Raw genomic sequence first — 15,687 nt, 5'->3', positions numbered from 1 at the left:
AAGAAAGGAGAATTCTTTTGGTGGAATTAAGAACGATTAACGAAGATAATTATGAAGAGTGTTTGAATTTGAGCGCATCTGTTGCCAATGCAGACTTTGTAGACCCTGTTGCGTGGTCTTTAGCCGAGGCGTGGGTATTTTATGATGATTCTCGCCCCTTTGCAATTTATGCCGATGATGTGATGGTGGGCTATGTTTTAATGTATATTGGCGAAGAAAACCATCAAATCATAAATTTCATGATAGATAGCCGTTTTCAGAAAAGAGGCTATGGAGTGGCAGCAGCTAGGCTTTGTGTTGAATATTTGTGTAAAGAATGCAACGCAAGTAAAATTTCTTTACCAGTTGAGCCGGAAAATATAGCTGCACAAAGGTTATGGAGTAGCGTAGGCTTTGAAATGACAGACGATATGGAGGACGGTTATCTTTTTATGCGTTTATACATACCAAAATATTAAGTTTACAGTCAGGTGTCGTTCCTAATAAGCATAACACAACTCACCCTCAAACCGCCATACCCCTTCATTATCGCCACTATCCAGCCCCTTTCACTGGCAGCGAAGAAAAATGCGGAGTCGCACCAAACCATGTATCATATACTCGCGCAGGACGACCTGATGCAGGTACATATTTTTCCACGAACATGACACATATGATATATAAATCTGGTCAGCTCCACAAATCTTAATCCAGCGGAAATTTCTCGCCGATATCGTCCCCATGCGGATTTGCCTCACACTACAACACATCCATCCTCGTTTCCAGCATCAGCCGATAACCCTCCATCAGCCAATTCAATATACCGCTCTTGTTCTTCCTTTGGAGCTTTATAGAAAATATATCCTATTAGGGCTGTGTAATATAGTTTTTCTGCCTTTACCCAAAAGAGTTATAATGCATAGACTTTTTAAAGTTAATAGCATTTAATACTTTGATTCTATATGGCTCGTATATTATCTTTCCTATTTTATCTCTTTAATAAATAATTTTCCCTTTCCCATCTCGTATTTCCCTTCCATTCATCATTAACCTTTCAGTTTTCGTTAAGATTTGGAATAAACTACTGAGTATATTCCAAATACCCCTGCTATTCCAAAATCTATACCTTTATAATAAAAACTTGGAAAGGGCGGTTTGAATAATTGTCCTATGTAAAGCAATATCTGATAAATAGTAATAAAGAAATTATCTGATTACAACCACCTATACATTTCTCCCAATTTGTTAAAAGTGTAGTAAATAAAAATATATGGCACAAATTTTAAAAATAATTTCTTTTTATTGATTAGAGAAAATTCATATCTTATATCTTCTATTATAACAAAACCAACTGCTCAAAGTTATCTTGGCGTGCATTCCTACACACCAAGATAACTTCATTAAAAGCAATCAGTGATAATTCATAACATTTATTTCTGCAATTACACCTCAATCACACGGTAAACTGCTGTCCTAAGTCTTCATCTTGCGTGTATTCCTGCCTGTCAAATTTCATGAGCTGCTCCATACTATAATCCAGGATCTTTGCCTTTCGCTCTGAGATCATGACCATATAAAATTCCTTTTGTACAGGAAGCAGTGTCGGTGTTTCGTCAATGAGTACCTTGATTTTCTCCATATCTATCCGTGCGGAAACTCTTTTCAATGCCTCTGTGCAATCCAGATTTTTCAGAGAAGAGATGAAGTCAAAGTAGGATATCTTCTTTCCGTTTTCCTCTATAGATGAGGCCGGAAAAGTATAGACACGCTTGTTAATCTCATCTTCACTATTCAGAACAGCATCCATATCATTGGCAGCCAACTGTGGATAGAGGCAGGAGCCACAGTCATAAACAGGAGCAATTTCAACAGTCCTAGTCTGCTCATCTACAAGAATACCCCAATTTCCATTGTGCCTGTCGAAATTGCCAAGCAGTGCATCAGCAATGAACATATCCCAAAAGAAATCCCGAAGCTGATCCTGTGGCAGAAGTGTCTGTTCGTCAATTGCCTACAAGATGGAAGACAGTTCTTTGCCATACCCATTTTGTTCGCTGTTGATACAGGTATTCTTTAAGTGAGCAAACTCAAGAAGTCTTTTACCACCTTCGGTGAAATCCTTACAAGCTACCACGACCTTTTCTTTTCCTCGCAAATCGGTATAGGTTCCCAACAATGTTTCCTGTGTCTTAAACCCAAGAGAAGCAAAGATATGGCAAGCGATATATTCGCTGATGCATCCATTGGTATAGCTCATCGCCTTATTGCGGCTGTACGCCGGGGGGAATTTTAGCATATAACTGTTGTCTTCATAAAGTATATTAATTTTGTTCCCGTTTGCCCCGCCGTAGGCTCTGAATTTATTCACTTCACATGATGTAAAATCAATCATGTATCCCATCCTCCTTTCCACCTATCCCAAGATATTTTTCGCGCAGATAGCCGGCCTGTTCCTCCGTAATTAAACCAGACCAAAGGTCGGCGTTAATGGCTCCATATAATTCATCCAACAGGCAATCAAGGTGTAACACCTGTTCTTTTTCACCTTGCAAATAATCCTTAATCGCCTTTTGAATGCTGCTGGATAATCCGATTTCCAGATACGTCTTTTTATTGGGCTTACCATCCGGTGTGCTTTCTGCAGGTTCAGATTCCAGTTCCAGCAGTTCCTCAATGGAAAGGCCAAGGGCCTTGGATAACTTGGAAAGTGTTCCCGCACCGCATCGGTGGAGATGTGTTTTGCCGGAATATATGTCTGCGAGAGTCGCCCATGGAATCCCGCTAATTTTTGATAAACGATAGCGGGACATATTCATGTCCTGCATAAGCTGTTGTATTGTCATTTTCATCACCTGTTTTCATTATATCGGTGTTCCGATACGATGTCAAGGTACGATAGAATAGCGCTGCCGACAATAAAACTCTCAGCCCACTGTCTAGGGATTTTATTCTTACCAGCATACATACATCGCTGGCAGGAACCGCTGTTTTTTCAGCTCCTGCCGTCATTTAATCAGCACATAGGACATCCTGCCGGATGACGATGCCCGATTGAAATTGAATTTCTACTTTGCTCTCACTGATAACACTGACGGTTTGATGCAGTCTGCGGACAAGGTCATCGTCAAACTCTCGTTTTAAATAGTTAACTTTTTTCGTGTAGCTATCCATCTCCTGCAGACGCTGTTCATAGAATTCCGCCAGATATTGTTCCTGAAGCACCTTTGCTTTTTTCTTCCTTAGCTCCTTGATTTCATCCGCGATGATGCGATATTCTTTATCGAATGAGTGAGTAGATCTAAGGAACCTTCCCTTAAGTCTCTCTCAGAACCGTACGTGAACCTCTCAGCTCATACGGCTCCCATTATCTAGCCGTTGGTAGTACTCCAGTGCAAACAGATTCTTATCACGTCTTTCTATTGTCCCAAGCCAATATTCTGCACGTTGCCTTGACTTTCGCTTTTTATATTTCCTACGAACCCAATTAACAAGACATCTATTGATATACCTTAATTCATTGTATATCTCGGATTTGTAAAAATGAGTGTAATAATTAATCCATCCCTGTATCTGCCTATTAAACAGTTTCTCTCTTCTGAGACCGCTTTCGTAATCATAAAACACACCTGCAAAATCCCATTCTGGATTCTCCTGAATCAAATCAATATAATATTTAATTTGAGTATCAATGCTACTTTTCTGAGTTTCTCGCTCTGTACTAACTCTGCAATATGCAGCAACCTTTAATTTCCCATTATTTTCCAAAGATTTCTTAGCAGGAATAAATATAATCTTCTTCATAAAAATATCCTCTTTATTAATTTTTTTCAAAGAAAAAGAGCGCAAAACAAATCGCTCTCACGCTCATGGTGTATAGATTATCATTTATTTTAAAGTATTAATGTTCATGACGCTACAACAGGACTACAACTTCTGTATGCCTTGAGGATACAATAATGATGTCGCATCAATCTGGTATCCCCTTGGCGGCAGAATATATTTCAAAAAGTCACCATTTAGTGCTCCTTTCCTATTATCCCATAGAGAAACAATTTCAAGAACCCCGTTTTATATTCGCTGCTGGTTTTAAAAAATTTAGGATTTTGCATGACTGATATAGATGACAGGAAGTAAGACAGGACAGCATCGCTTGGGATGCTTTGATCGATAGCACCCTCGTTCTTTCCTAATTCAATAAATCCGGCGTAGAGATGAATCGCTCTTTTGGTTGCCGCTTCATTCAATATTTCTCGCAAGGTTTTATCTTCCCAGGCATGTTTACTAAAATAAGAGCTGCTTACCTCAAGCATCATATCGTGTTTTATTTCGACAATACTTTTCAGTTTTTCAGAAAAAGGTACTTCCCTCTCAAGTATAACCTCAAACTCTCGGATAGCATCATCAATATAAAAAGCAAGGGCTTCACTGGCAAGCGTGTTTTTATCCCCAAAGTAATTGTATATTGTTACCTGTGATACTTTTGCTTTTTTAGCGATCTCACCTATTCCTACATTTGTTACGCCCCGTTCACTGAAAAGCTCTCGGGCGGCGTTGATTATTGCTTCTTTTTTTGCTTTGGTCCTTCTTTCATATCCATTCATATTTCTCACCATAAGTATTATACATTATACTTTGAAATTTAACAACGTATATTTCAAAACATATTGACAAGCAATAAGATTTAAAATATAGTTTGAAATATAAAGTGCTAGATTTCAAAACTATTGGAAGGTGGTTGAAAAATATGAAAATCGATTTTAATGACAAGACAGTCGGTGGTTTCACATATGAATTTGTCCGCGGATTATCTGTTCAGCAGTCGGGAGCTGCTGAATTTGGCGAATGTATGGAAACCATGGGGCATATTGAGAACAACAATTTTAACAGCTGGATATCAGAATGGACATCTACCGCAGACCGAGTATCGGAATATGCGGAAAATCAGCTGAAAAACGGGGATAAAATCAGTGCAGAGAAAGCATTCATGAGAGCCAGCAATTATTACAGGATGGCTGTCTTTTATGCGGCGCATTCCGATCCGAAGCACAGAGAACTATGGTCACACAGCAAAGAATGCTTTCAAAACATGCTCAAACTCATGGACTACCCTGTAGAATGTATAAACATCACTTTTGAAGGTGCTGCGCTGCCAGGGTATTTTATATCGGGCGGAGAAAGCAAAAGACCGACGCTGATTGCTATCGGCGGCTTTGACTCCACTATGGAGGAAGTGTTTTTCTGGGTCGGTTCGACAGCGAAAGAGTATGGCTGGAACTGCCTGATTTTTGAAGGCCCAGGTCAATGGGGCGCTCTGATGAACAATCCTGGGCTCCACTTCCGGCCAGACTATGAAAAACCTATCGGCGCCGCGGTCGACTATCTTCTGACACGGTCCGATGTTGATGCGGACAAAATTGCTTTGATCGGCTATTCCATGGGAGGATATCTATCAACCCGGGGAGCTCTGGATCAAAGGATAAAAGCTTGCATTCCAAATACATTGATTGTCGATTGCGGTGCGGCAGCCAAAGCCGGCATGAAAGGACTTATGAAAAACGATATATTTCTTAACAAAGCTTTTGGCTTAATGTTAAAGATCAATACCCCCGCACGCTGGAGCTTTCAGCATTCCCAATGGACATTGGGGGTTCAAAATGCTCATGAGTGGGTAAAAGTTTACGAGGATTTTACTGTTAAAGGCCATGAGGATCAATACAAGAACCCGATGCTGTTCTTATTCAGTGAAGACGACATTATCGATGCAGCGGCCCCCAACCCTGAAATTGTAACAGGATTGCTAGATTTTATGCTTTCGATTAAATGCGATCGATACATTCGGTTATTCACAAAAGAGGAGGGAGCCTCAAGCCACTGTCAGATGGGCGGATTGACATATGCCAATGCGTCTATCTTCAACTGGCTGAACCATGTTTTTCGCGACGAACCGCTATTCAATGCATGCAATGCCAAAAGAGCCAAAATGTTCGTCGAGCTTTTCGGTAAGTATGGCGGAAAGGGTTCTGCGGAAAAAGCAGCACAACTGCTTAAAGTTGCCCACCTTATCGATTAAACGTTTATATATAGCGATTATATGCAAGAAAAAATAGCCTTATTTAAATCTGCCCCAAAAAGTTGGATACATTAAATTAAGCTGCTGATAAGGATTGAGTTCTATATTAAATAGGACTTAATCCTTCAAAAATAAACTCGCAGGTTCTTGAACCATTTGTGTTAATTGGAGAAGATTTGATTTCTTATTAATAGTTAACCAAATAGAACATTTTTATCTGAAATATATTACTTCTTTGCTTGCTTTTTATTAAGCTTTAAGGCAATATTTTTCTTTTCTGCAACAGTTTGAGAAATCGTTACAACTATATTTGCTTTTTCTTTTAGCGTTAAATTTTCATATGCAGTCTTGGAATTAATTTGTTCTATAATATTTTTCAAATCATGCAAATCTAAAAGGTTTACAGCTATACCAAAAAAGCTTTTTCGGCGTCCATCGTTATAGTTTGCAAGCAAATGTTTTAGTATCTCGGCTTTTTCTATTAATTCAGAATTGTATTGTTCTGTACCTATTTTCTGTGCTTTTTCATATCTTTAAGCTGATTGCGATGGGTAATAAAAGAGTCAAATTCATCTATGCCTTTGTATTTTTCACAGGGATATTCATTGCATAGGTAACAGTATTCAATACCTCCGTGCTGTAAACTGCACCTGGCAATAGAACAGCCTTGATTACCTGCACCTCCACCACAGCCGGGGCAATAATTATCCAATTTCATAGTGCAAAGTTCGCAATTCAAACCACATAATGAAAACATTAGGTCTTTTCTTTGAAAGTTTTTCACATTTACCCTCCTTACATGGGATATAAGTTCTCTTTAGTAGATGGCATAGTGATTTTCATAAAAAGTGAAGGATATTAAGGTAGCAAACAAATGAATTTCTTTCTCTTTTTTGCCTATTTTTAAGCTTCAAAATCACTTCAAACCCATAACATGTTACAGAACCTTATAATTTATAAAACGGAGGTGTTTTCAAAAAGTAGCTTCGTTGCTTCTTCTTCCAAGGAAGCAATCTCCAGTAATATATGGGAAGCTTCTTTAAGCTGTTGCTCATTTGAATTCTCTCCAGCGCTACAAATTAGTTTCGATACCGCTCTCCACAAGGGAGCAATTTGTGCAAATTTTAAATACGCCGCATGAAGCCCCAAATCAGGATACAAGTCACCGAATTCCTTAAGAAAATCCCGGTACATATTCCTGAATAAGGGACCGTCCGTACTGATCTAAGACTCTATATGGTACATCTAGATGATGGTTGATTACCTTTTCTTTTCCTATCCAATTTAAAGTCGGCATTGATTGTCCTCAATTATATTACAATTTCTTTTGGCCGTATTGCAGTATTATCTTTTTGTTTAGTAGCTATTTCATTTGCTGTTTTATTTCTACTTCTTTTTATAAATATCTCTTGTTGCAACATTAATTTTTCTTGCAAAAAATTATAATTAATCTCCTGTTCAGTAAAAATTTCACTCCATGTTTTTACATAAATCTTTTTTCTATTAACATTATAGGCTAAAGATCGCTCTCCATGTGATTTGGCATTTTCAATTTCTCCACTTATCTCACTATTAAACTTGTTTCCTACAAGATAAAATATCCATTCAATATTATCTCCTTTGAATCTATCTTCCTTACCAATATTTATCACGCCTTCAATACGATTGGTCTCGCAAAAAGTCTGTACTCTCCGTAAAGATATTCCCCATTCCTTAGCTTTGTCTTTTGCTGTAACATAATCCATAAGCAATCCCTTTCTTCTTTATTAAATAATCTTACTCCCATATTACATCATTATAACGAATAATACAATGTAGCTTTGATAGCGAGTCAATTCACAAATAATTCTATATTTATGTAATCTTATAAATAGCTTTTTTATCAATCCTCAATTAATCTTGCTACCGCCTTATTGCACTTTTTACATTTTCCTTTAAATAAAATTCCTGCCTTATCATTATGAATAGAATAATCAACAATAGTAGTTGTCCCACATGTAGAACAAAATACATTCTCTAATAGTTTCTCCTGTATATGTTTAGGAATTTTACTCCATTTTTGTATTGCATTAATATCTATAGTCATTTGACTTACCTCCATGTATAATTATAATCTCAATCTATATCCTCTCCTATATAAGCCTTCATAGTTTTTATAAACTTACTCCAATAAGGCGGATATTCATTACTGCCATGCTTTTTTATTTTATTGCGTTTAGGAAATCTAATTAAAATCCCCCATTGTGTACCATCACAAACATCCTTATCAATGTATTTATCTTTCCAATTAACTATCTCCAAAAAAATTAGTTCTTTTATAAATGCAAACCATTGTTCCGATGTTAGGGGTATTTCTTTAATCAAAATATCTGGTTGAAAGTTTATTTCATTTTAGGGATTCCTTAAGTCAATATACATACCCCAGGGGGTTTTTGCACATCTCATCAATTGACTTTCTCGTTTTCCATCAATATAAACAAAATAGGATGTGCCAAAATACCCTCCAGCTAAGAATTCAAAAGATGTCATTTTAAGTAAAAGAAATAAATTCTTGCTACTAAAGTCTTGTCCACAAGATTTACAGTGCTTGGTTGGGCTACTATCCGAAAAACAGATCCACCTAATATGAGTTCTCCTTGTTTCGATGCTAGGTAAGCTTCATAGGTGGCCCACCATATAAGATTCTTACTGTATCCCTGGACCCACAAGCAGGACATTTATATCTTGACATTATCCTCACCTCTTTTGGTTTACATAAATATCTAAATCTTTATTCATATCATTATATGAGACAATTGTATATACCATTTCATCTTCACCTGTATAGTAACATGCTGAAAGTTCTGTTAATCTCCCTTGTGCTAATCTCTCTTGTTTCTTGTTTTGAAGCCACGATATTTCTTTTATATCAAATTCTCCCTCATGAATAAATCCTAAATAAAACTGGCATCCTTCAAGTGCTTTATCTTTTATGTATTTTATTGACTTTTCGACATCAGCAATAAAAGGATTTACAGGTACTTGTGCTCCTTTATGCTTTAGCTCTATGATAGCATATATCTTGTCAATATTATCTTTAATATGTCCTTCTTCATTGTCCCCAATTTTTACAATTGCAATGTCCGCTATTACACCTTTGCCCGATAATTCTCCATCATGGAATTCAGTAAATATCCTAATATTGTTATTTTCGAGCAGTTCCTTTAACTTATTTCTTAGATGAAAATAGAAAGCATTTTTTAATGTGTCTTCATATAAAATGTAACTCTTATCCAAATCCTCTCTTATTTCATTAATCCATGCTTCTTTTATTGCTCTATCAATAGTATATATTATTTCATCAGTATCATTTGTTATCATTAAAGCCTACCCCCCTGATTTTATATTCCATCGAAATTTATCCTGTTATTTACATTATACAGTTATTAAGCCATTCTTTCTATAAATTTACCTGTTTCATTTAATTTTTTATCACTTATTTCATAAATTATATCGGCTACATTATCAAGCAACTGCTTGTGATAGGTAATAAATACTATAGTGCCAGCATACTCCTTCATCAGTATTTCCAAAACCTCTAAGCTTTGTATGTCAAGGAAGTTGCTCGGTTCATCCGTTAACAAGATATTATATCTACCCATAAGCATTTTAGCTAGCAACAATCTTATAATTTCATTATTTGATAAGCATATTAAGTCTATCATTAAGTTTTTCGTTCCTTTTTTCTATTTGTATAACTGTTCCGTTCATATACTGAGTATAATCAGTTGGCAGAAGTGGCAACCAATCTGCTGACTTCATTATTTGATTATTTTTATCAACAAAGCTTTCTTGTAGACAAAAATATTCAACAAATCCTAAGAAGTCTTCGAAAAACATAAACCATTTTCTTGAATTATCTAGACCATAATACATCTTAATAAAGCGACTTGTCATAGTAGAAACTTCTTGAACATTTTCATATTTTAAGTCAGTCACAATTTTTGTCAACATATCACTTGCTTTGTGCAAATAGTAGCATATTTGCAGAGAATCATTTTCTTCTTTAATACATGCGTAGTAAAGTTTAATCATTTGCAATGTCCAATCAAAGCGGTCATAAAAGCTATATTCACCGCCTTTTGAAATGTTTATGGTATAAATAATTAGGTTATTAAACTTGTTTGGATCCTGTGGATATTTATCTTCATACCAATCGTAAATATTATCTTTGGTATAATAAATTTTATTATCTTTTTTACACAAAACCCATCCTTTATAAAACCCTTTTGGAAATAGAATATGCCCACCAAATGTTCTTGTGGTTTTTAAAGATTCTTCTATAAAATCCACTCCAATATTATTTGGAATCCAATTCTTTGAAAACCCAATATAATCTGATCCCAGAACAAGTATTTTCCATTCATGATTGTTATTATAAGCTTCAACGCTAGACATTTCCTCTCCATTAGGAAATGTCTTATTCCAAATTTCTTTGTGATATTCATAGAGTTTTTCACTATGACTATCAGGATCTTTATAGGGTTTACGATTAATCTCAAACGAATTATTGTGATGGCACTTTTTTACCATTGACAAAGAACCCTCACTAAACTTACCACATCCTACATCTCCCAGAAAACAATAATTCAAATCAAACCTCATCTCAAAATACTCCTTTACATCAGCGTCATATACCAACAACGGAATTTTACCACTATCCTTAACTGTCCCATCAATGTAATAATAATTATGCTTATCCACTTGCGATCGCAGTCTTTACAGGATTGGAATAGTAGGTAAAAGTGGTTCAGGTAAAACAACTTTATTTGACGTACTATTACGATTGCTAGAAATAGAAAAAGGTTCAATCAAAATCGATGAAGTTTCTTTATATGATATTGCAAGTGATGATTTGGTAAATGGAATCAGTAGAGTTGCACAAAACACGTTTTTATTTCCAGGTACAATCCGAGAAAATCTATTAATTGTTAAAGAGGATGCAACAGATGATGAATTAAATGAAGTAATCAAGCTGTCAGGCTTAGATGAATTTATTAGTCAGCTATCTCAGGGTATAGATACAGATATTGAAGAAGATGGTGTTACTATATCTGGTGGTCAAAAACAAAGAATAGGATTAGCTAGAGGGTTTCTTAAAGGGGTCAAAATACTGTTGCTTGATGGAGTAACGGGAAATGTTGATAGGGAAAATGAGATGAAAATTATAACAAACATTCTTGAAATAATGAAAGAAAAAGATTTAACTGTAATTTCAATATCACATAAGCCTGAGTTTTTTGAGTTTGCAGATAGGATATTGAAAATGGAGAATGGGAAGTTGGTTTCTATTTAGTGTTGATATTGAAGCTTTAGTCTAATAGATCCTCCCAAGATTTGGAGAAGAACTTTGGACGGTGACTTCTTCTTTTCTATTTTACTACAAAAGACAAGGATAAAGGAATGTTGAATATATTATTATCATTCTTTTATCCTTGTCTTTTTCTATTGGTTAATGCTAATGCTAAACTAAAAGTGTACCAAAAATAAACAGTAAGCATAGGTTAGATGATAATGTCCATTATTATATTGTCAAAATGAATATAACTATAGTTTCTAGGCAGAAATACACCCTACCAGGGGGTAATATCAAGCTATGACATCATTATTGTACTCTCAAGGCATGCTGATACAGTGTCCTTATTAATACTATCAATTTTTGATAGTAAATTTTTATGTAAATTCATTGTCTTAACAAACTTAATGTTCTTAAAAGCAACACTAAGTAATTGTTTTGATTTACCACTATTAACGATTATTTTCTTGACGTATTTTTGTGCCTTTTTTGATAAGTAGAAGCTAGGTATCAGTAGTACTGGAATGTAAAGTAAGAGACCTAACCCAGTAGAATCACTCAAGCTAAGTATGTAAGCGAAAGCTACAACAGATGCAATAATAGAAGCACACAATTTTGGAATATCAGTAATCCAAAGCAATATGTACTCAGTTGCATTTGTACTACAATATTCTGCTAACTCCACTGAGTTTTTATCATAAAAATAACTTAGTGGCTGATTTAATAAGTTCCTAAACCCATAACTTGCTATTTTTCTTCCTGTATTACGGCCAATGACCGAAACTCGATAATTATAGAGTGTGGTGAAAATAGCTATTATCACAGGAAGTATAGCAAAGAATGCAATTGTCCGTAAAGTTGCAGTACTATTATTACTAGGTATGTATTCATCAACAATTTTCTTCATTAGAATAGGTGGTATTAGGTATAAAAGCCTAATAATAAGATCAATTACAAATGATATGATTGAATATATTTTAAGCCTAGGTACTAGTTCTTTCATAATTTGCTTATTCATTTTCTTTTCTCCCCTTTGGTTTAAAATTATATCCTGCAATCAAACTGACCCCTTTTTCTTTCATAATCGCAAATATAAGTCCAAGTAGCAAAAAGGTTATGGTTATTATTAATCCCGTTAGAACCCAAGCATTTTCTAACATAAACTTTCCCCCTGATATAATCTTATTATTAGCTACACTTAAATTTACAACTGTACAGCTAAGTAAGCTCTCATTTTATATTATAGATAAGCAACACGAATAATTAAAAAATAATAAATGTATTTCATTTTGAAATTTCCAAAGACTAAGAGTAAATCTAGATAAGAAAAAGGAGATATCAAAATGGGACGAAAACTATTAGAAATTACTACTTTACATGGTTTCACAATAGATGAACTGATTGCTTTCGAAGAGAGCTATCAAAAGAAGTCTTTAAAAGCTCTATTGCGTACTGTAATTATGAGATATAACGGTATTCATACCGAAGAAATACAGCATATACTTGGTAAGTCTCGCCCAGCTATTACTGGATATATCAACAAATGGAACAAATATGGGCTAGAGGCTCTAGTAGATAATCGTGGTGGCTCGGTAAGCACATTCACTGATGAAATGCTAGAAGATTTAAAAGATACAGTGCTCAATAAATCACCTAAAGATTTCGGATTCTTAAGTTCCACTTGGGATACCCATATGCTCTCTAAATATATTGTTGATACATTTGGTAAAGAGTGCTCCTCCGAATGGATTCGACAAATGCTAATAAAATTAGGATTCTCATATAAACGAGGACAATATATGCCTACAAAAGGAGATCCTGAGCTTCAAGAAGCTTTTAAAAAAAGCTGTTGGTTTACTAGACATAATTGAGAACACTTCAGATACAGTATTGTATGTACAAGATGAAACTAAAATCAGAGTAGAATCTAATAACTACCGCAGTTGGAGTCTTATAGGGCAACACCCTGTAATAGAAAGAAATGGTACTCGCAGGGGAGTTAATATCATTGGTGCCACTGAAATTAGTAAGAACTTTGATTCTATTGTGAATTTATATTCTTCTGATGAAAAAATTACATCTAATAAAATTATTAAGTTTTTAAAAGACTTGCTAGACATTAACAAGGATAAGATAGTTTTTATGATTTGGGGCAATGCGAGAATTCATACCTCAAAAGCTGTTGAAAAGTTTATCAAACAAAATGAAGATACGTTATTTATATTGAATCTTCCACCATATTCGCCAATGTTAAATCCTCAGGAAAATGTGTGGAATAAGCTAAAATCCTATTTTTATGAATATAAAGCACGATCTTCTATTGATGAGATTAAGGATTTTATTTCAAATCACTTTAATCACGCGAATTCTAATAAAGCTGAAACCAAATCTCTTGTTAATGCTAGGTCTTATTATAAATAGTTTATTTTTTGAACTTGCTTATCTATATATAATTTCTTTATTTTTTCTTGTTCTTCTTTTTCACTGCACGGACAATTACGGGGTAATTTTTCAAGTTCTCTCTTTTTACAATAATTTTCACTACACATAGCACAAGTATACATATTTAACCCTCCCATTAATATTAAAAATATGTCATCATAAATTACATTTTCAGTTAACTAATGATAACTATATCATATTTACATAATTTCACTGGTATAAGCTGTAAACCACATTCTAGCTAAAGTTAAAATGACATTGCGTTCATCACCTTTTATATCCCTAATCAACCCAGGTAAAGATTCTTTAATAGCCCTTTGAATATCTTTTATTGGTACAGGCTCAAGTACTTCTGCTGCATTTACTCCAAAAAGAGTAATGCTATTCTCTCTTGCCTGAGCTAAAAGAATTGCTAAATCTGGTTCATAAGTTGGTCTAGAAATTTTTCCCTTTTCAAGCTGTTCCTTTAGCCACTTCCCATACATAAATTTATATTCAGGCGGAAAATGCCAAGGAAGTATATCATTTTTATTGATAACCGTAACTTCAAGTGGTCTTATAGCGTTTATGTTTTCTATTTTGCCAGATATAAGCATTAGCATATTTGTAAGATCTCTTCGAGTTTTTTCAGATAAGCCATGATTTGTTACCACCAAAATATCTAAATCGCTATTAATGCGTAAACCTCCATTATTCGTTAAAACAAGAACGATAATGGAGGTTACATTATGCCACCGGATTTCTACATTCACAGGGTACACTGATACTACATTTGGCACAGCCATACCGAGGGGCAAATCTTGACAGAATTTCTCTGTCGATATATTCTTCACAAATTTGATTGTCCTTGCCTTTGTCGGTAATAGCAAGAGGTGGACATCTGCGAATGCAGGCCCCACATTTTCCCTGTGTGAGATATAAACAATACTCATCGTAACTTTTGTAATTCCGCTTTGTAGGTGTAAGCTCCAGTGTGGTGACCACGCTGCCTAAGCGTCCGGCTGATCCTTTTTCTGTGATGAGCGCCCGGTGAAGTCCAAATGTTCCAAGACCAGCTGCATATGCAACATGTCGTTCGGACCAATTTGAAATCCGGTTTACAACTTTAAACCGGGGATCAAGACAAGGTGCAACGGCATCGGCACTCATTTGCTTCAACATTTCAACCAGAAAAGATCGAACTTCATTATTTAAAACTTCACCATCGATTCTCGCGGATACCCATTCTTCAGAAGGAAGGCCCGGTGCCCGGTTCGTATCGCGCACTTCCTTTGTGAACAGAAGAAAATATGAAATCACCGATTTCGCACCCGGTATCCATTCCTGCGGAAGAATAAAACCCGGTCCTACTATACCGGGCTCACGAAATTTCTGAAAGAAAGGATCGTCTGCAGAAGCAATGCCCATAAGAGGCATGTCATATATTTTCATTCCATCGTGGGCGGAAAGCGAGTTTCGTAGGCTCATTTCGATGAACTCGGATAATCTTGTTTTGATAATGTTATCTTGATTCTCATCCATTTTTAACTCCTCCATCCTGTTATATAAATAATTAATAGTTCAAATTCTTGTTTATCTGACCAACAAAATTTATTCACACTTTGTCTTATTAGTTCTGTTTTTTGTCTAAAACTCTCACTATGGAATGCTATGAACAATCCCATTTTTCATCATTATAATAAAATTTGCCGTGCCAAACAATAGAAAAAAGGCTATACTTTTCTGTATATGAGAAACATATTGCTTGTGACACCTTGTCTTCTATATTCAACTATAACTCCTGTCCCAATGTCATATACAGTTGGTTTCCCATTCCAACTTCGAAATCCATTTAAAACAAATCCTACTAGCATCGCCATGT

General features: G+C 35.3%; 23 protein-coding genes and 3 pseudogenes. 5 read left to right on the top strand and 21 right to left on the bottom strand.

The genetic code is table 11. From position 1 onward, the window contains the following. Positions 1-20 precede the first annotated feature (20 nt). On the top strand, positions 21-458 hold the full coding sequence (locus QO263_RS08270) for a GNAT family N-acetyltransferase (RefSeq protein WP_285628696.1): 438 nt from the start codon (positions 21-23) through the stop codon (positions 456-458). Positions 459-1,432: 974 nt separating this feature from the next. Here QO263_RS08270 and QO263_RS19145 read toward each other — a convergent pair. The 5 genes and pseudogenes from QO263_RS19145 to QO263_RS08240 form a co-directional block, all read right to left on the bottom strand. Continuing rightward, a pseudogene (locus tag QO263_RS19145) lies at positions 1,433-2,371 on the bottom strand (HipA domain-containing protein). After that, the gene (locus tag QO263_RS08255; protein ID WP_285628692.1) at positions 2,364-2,822 is read right to left on the bottom strand and encodes a helix-turn-helix domain-containing protein; all 459 of its coding nucleotides are present in this window, start codon (positions 2,820-2,822) and stop codon (positions 2,364-2,366) included. Before QO263_RS08255 ends, QO263_RS19145 begins: the two are co-directional and overlap by 8 nt. A 166-nt stretch (positions 2,823-2,988) precedes the next feature. Then, on the bottom strand, positions 2,989-3,201 hold the full coding sequence (locus tag QO263_RS08250) for a hypothetical protein (protein WP_285628689.1): 213 nt from the start codon (positions 3,199-3,201) through the stop codon (positions 2,989-2,991). Positions 3,202-3,324: 123 nt separating this feature from the next. Next, positions 3,325-3,780, bottom strand: a complete 456-nt coding sequence (locus tag QO263_RS08245; RefSeq protein ID WP_285628686.1) for a group II intron maturase-specific domain-containing protein — start codon at positions 3,778-3,780, stop codon at positions 3,325-3,327. A gap of 215 nt (positions 3,781-3,995) precedes the next feature. Further along, positions 3,996-4,580, bottom strand: a complete 585-nt coding sequence (locus QO263_RS08240) for a TetR/AcrR family transcriptional regulator (RefSeq protein ID WP_285628683.1) — start codon at positions 4,578-4,580, stop codon at positions 3,996-3,998. 143 nt (positions 4,581-4,723) lie between these two features. Between QO263_RS08240 and QO263_RS08235 the strand changes: the two genes are divergently transcribed. Beyond that, positions 4,724-6,049, top strand: coding sequence for an alpha/beta hydrolase family protein (locus QO263_RS08235; protein ID WP_285628680.1), 1,326 nt, complete (start codon positions 4,724-4,726; stop codon positions 6,047-6,049). Positions 6,050-6,276: 227 nt separating this feature from the next. Here the strand turns inward: QO263_RS08235 and QO263_RS19020 are convergent, their stop codons facing one another. From QO263_RS19020 to QO263_RS08195, 10 genes are all read right to left on the bottom strand, one after another. Next, positions 6,277-6,504 (bottom strand): hypothetical protein, encoded by a 228-nt coding sequence (locus QO263_RS19020; protein ID WP_352169609.1) that lies wholly within the window; start codon positions 6,502-6,504, stop codon positions 6,277-6,279. Between the two features lie 53 nt (positions 6,505-6,557). Beyond that, positions 6,558-6,833: a DUF3795 domain-containing protein gene (locus QO263_RS19015; RefSeq protein ID WP_352169607.1), complete on the bottom strand. Its 276-nt coding sequence runs from the start codon at positions 6,831-6,833 to the stop codon at positions 6,558-6,560. A 170-nt stretch (positions 6,834-7,003) separates the two neighbouring features. Further along, positions 7,004-7,243 carry a DUF4872 domain-containing protein gene (locus QO263_RS19010; protein ID WP_352169605.1) on the bottom strand — a complete coding sequence of 80 codons (240 nt, stop codon included), beginning with the start codon at positions 7,241-7,243 and terminating at the stop codon, positions 7,004-7,006. Beyond that, on the bottom strand, positions 7,224-7,346 hold the full coding sequence (locus QO263_RS08225) for a hypothetical protein (RefSeq protein ID WP_285628678.1): 123 nt from the start codon (positions 7,344-7,346) through the stop codon (positions 7,224-7,226). The genes QO263_RS19010 and QO263_RS08225 overlap by 20 nt, the downstream gene beginning before the upstream one ends. A gap of 13 nt (positions 7,347-7,359) precedes the next feature. Further along, positions 7,360-7,794 (bottom strand): hypothetical protein, encoded by a 435-nt coding sequence (locus tag QO263_RS08220; protein WP_285628676.1) that lies wholly within the window; start codon positions 7,792-7,794, stop codon positions 7,360-7,362. A gap of 137 nt (positions 7,795-7,931) precedes the next feature. Further along, entirely contained in the window at positions 7,932-8,135 is a 204-nt protein-coding gene (locus QO263_RS08215) for a hypothetical protein (protein ID WP_285628674.1), read from the bottom strand. Between the two features lie 29 nt (positions 8,136-8,164). Continuing rightward, a complete protein-coding gene (locus QO263_RS08210; protein ID WP_285628671.1) occupies positions 8,165-8,350 on the bottom strand; it encodes a hypothetical protein in 186 nt (61 codons plus the stop codon). Between the two features lie 435 nt (positions 8,351-8,785). Next, positions 8,786-9,409 carry a hypothetical protein gene (locus QO263_RS08205; RefSeq protein ID WP_285628668.1) on the bottom strand — a complete coding sequence of 208 codons (624 nt, stop codon included), beginning with the start codon at positions 9,407-9,409 and terminating at the stop codon, positions 8,786-8,788. A 65-nt stretch (positions 9,410-9,474) separates the two neighbouring features. Further along, positions 9,475-9,753, bottom strand: coding sequence for a P-loop NTPase family protein (locus QO263_RS08200; RefSeq protein ID WP_502928708.1), 279 nt, complete (start codon positions 9,751-9,753; stop codon positions 9,475-9,477). Further along, positions 9,725-10,792, bottom strand: a complete 1,068-nt coding sequence (locus QO263_RS08195; protein ID WP_285628665.1) for a DUF6994 family protein — start codon at positions 10,790-10,792, stop codon at positions 9,725-9,727. Before QO263_RS08195 ends, QO263_RS08200 begins: the two co-directional genes overlap by 29 nt. A 22-nt stretch (positions 10,793-10,814) precedes the next feature. Here QO263_RS08195 and QO263_RS08190 point away from each other — a divergent pair, with 22 nt between their 5' ends. Then, positions 10,815-11,384, top strand: a complete 570-nt coding sequence (locus QO263_RS08190) for an ATP-binding cassette domain-containing protein (protein ID WP_352169723.1) — start codon at positions 10,815-10,817, stop codon at positions 11,382-11,384. A gap of 298 nt (positions 11,385-11,682) precedes the next feature. On the opposite strand, the gene QO263_RS08185 is transcribed toward QO263_RS08190, so the two are convergent. Continuing rightward, a complete protein-coding gene (locus tag QO263_RS08185; RefSeq protein WP_285628663.1) occupies positions 11,683-12,402 on the bottom strand; it encodes an ABC transporter transmembrane domain-containing protein in 720 nt (239 codons plus the stop codon). Beyond that, positions 12,395-12,544 carry a DUF3784 family protein gene (locus QO263_RS08180; RefSeq protein WP_285628661.1) on the bottom strand — a complete coding sequence of 50 codons (150 nt, stop codon included), beginning with the start codon at positions 12,542-12,544 and terminating at the stop codon, positions 12,395-12,397. The genes QO263_RS08185 and QO263_RS08180 overlap by 8 nt, the downstream gene beginning before the upstream one ends. Positions 12,545-12,727: 183 nt before the next feature. On the opposite strand from QO263_RS08180, the gene QO263_RS08175 reads away from it, so the two are divergent. Both QO263_RS08175 and QO263_RS08170 read left to right on the top strand, forming a co-directional pair. Continuing rightward, entirely contained in the window at positions 12,728-13,255 is a 528-nt protein-coding gene (locus tag QO263_RS08175; protein ID WP_285628658.1) for a helix-turn-helix domain-containing protein, read from the top strand. Between the two features lie 19 nt (positions 13,256-13,274). Then, a complete protein-coding gene (locus QO263_RS08170) occupies positions 13,275-13,805 on the top strand; it encodes a transposase (protein WP_285628655.1) in 531 nt (176 codons plus the stop codon). On the opposite strand, the gene QO263_RS08165 is transcribed toward QO263_RS08170, so the two are convergent. From QO263_RS08165 to QO263_RS08150, 4 genes and pseudogenes are all read right to left on the bottom strand, one after another. Beyond that, positions 13,796-13,948 (bottom strand): hypothetical protein, encoded by a 153-nt coding sequence (locus tag QO263_RS08165; protein ID WP_285628653.1) that lies wholly within the window; start codon positions 13,946-13,948, stop codon positions 13,796-13,798. The genes QO263_RS08170 and QO263_RS08165 overlap by 10 nt on opposite strands. A gap of 84 nt (positions 13,949-14,032) precedes the next feature. Next, a pseudogene (locus QO263_RS08160) lies at positions 14,033-14,515 on the bottom strand (aminoglycoside adenylyltransferase domain-containing protein); the annotation flags it as partial. 37 nt (positions 14,516-14,552) lie between these two features. Beyond that, on the bottom strand, positions 14,553-15,347 hold the full coding sequence (locus QO263_RS08155) for an epoxyqueuosine reductase (protein WP_285628652.1): 795 nt from the start codon (positions 15,345-15,347) through the stop codon (positions 14,553-14,555). A 194-nt stretch (positions 15,348-15,541) separates the two neighbouring features. After that, positions 15,542-15,676: pseudogene (locus QO263_RS08150) on the bottom strand (GNAT family N-acetyltransferase); the annotation flags it as partial. Positions 15,677-15,687: the final 11 nt, after the last annotated feature.

Source organism: Proteiniborus sp. MB09-C3 (genome assembly GCF_030263895.1).
Taxonomy (GTDB): Bacteria; Bacillota; Clostridia; order Tissierellales; family Proteiniboraceae; genus Proteiniborus.
Note: the sequence above shows the minus strand (reverse complement) of the source record. Positions and strands in the feature narration are given on the sequence as shown.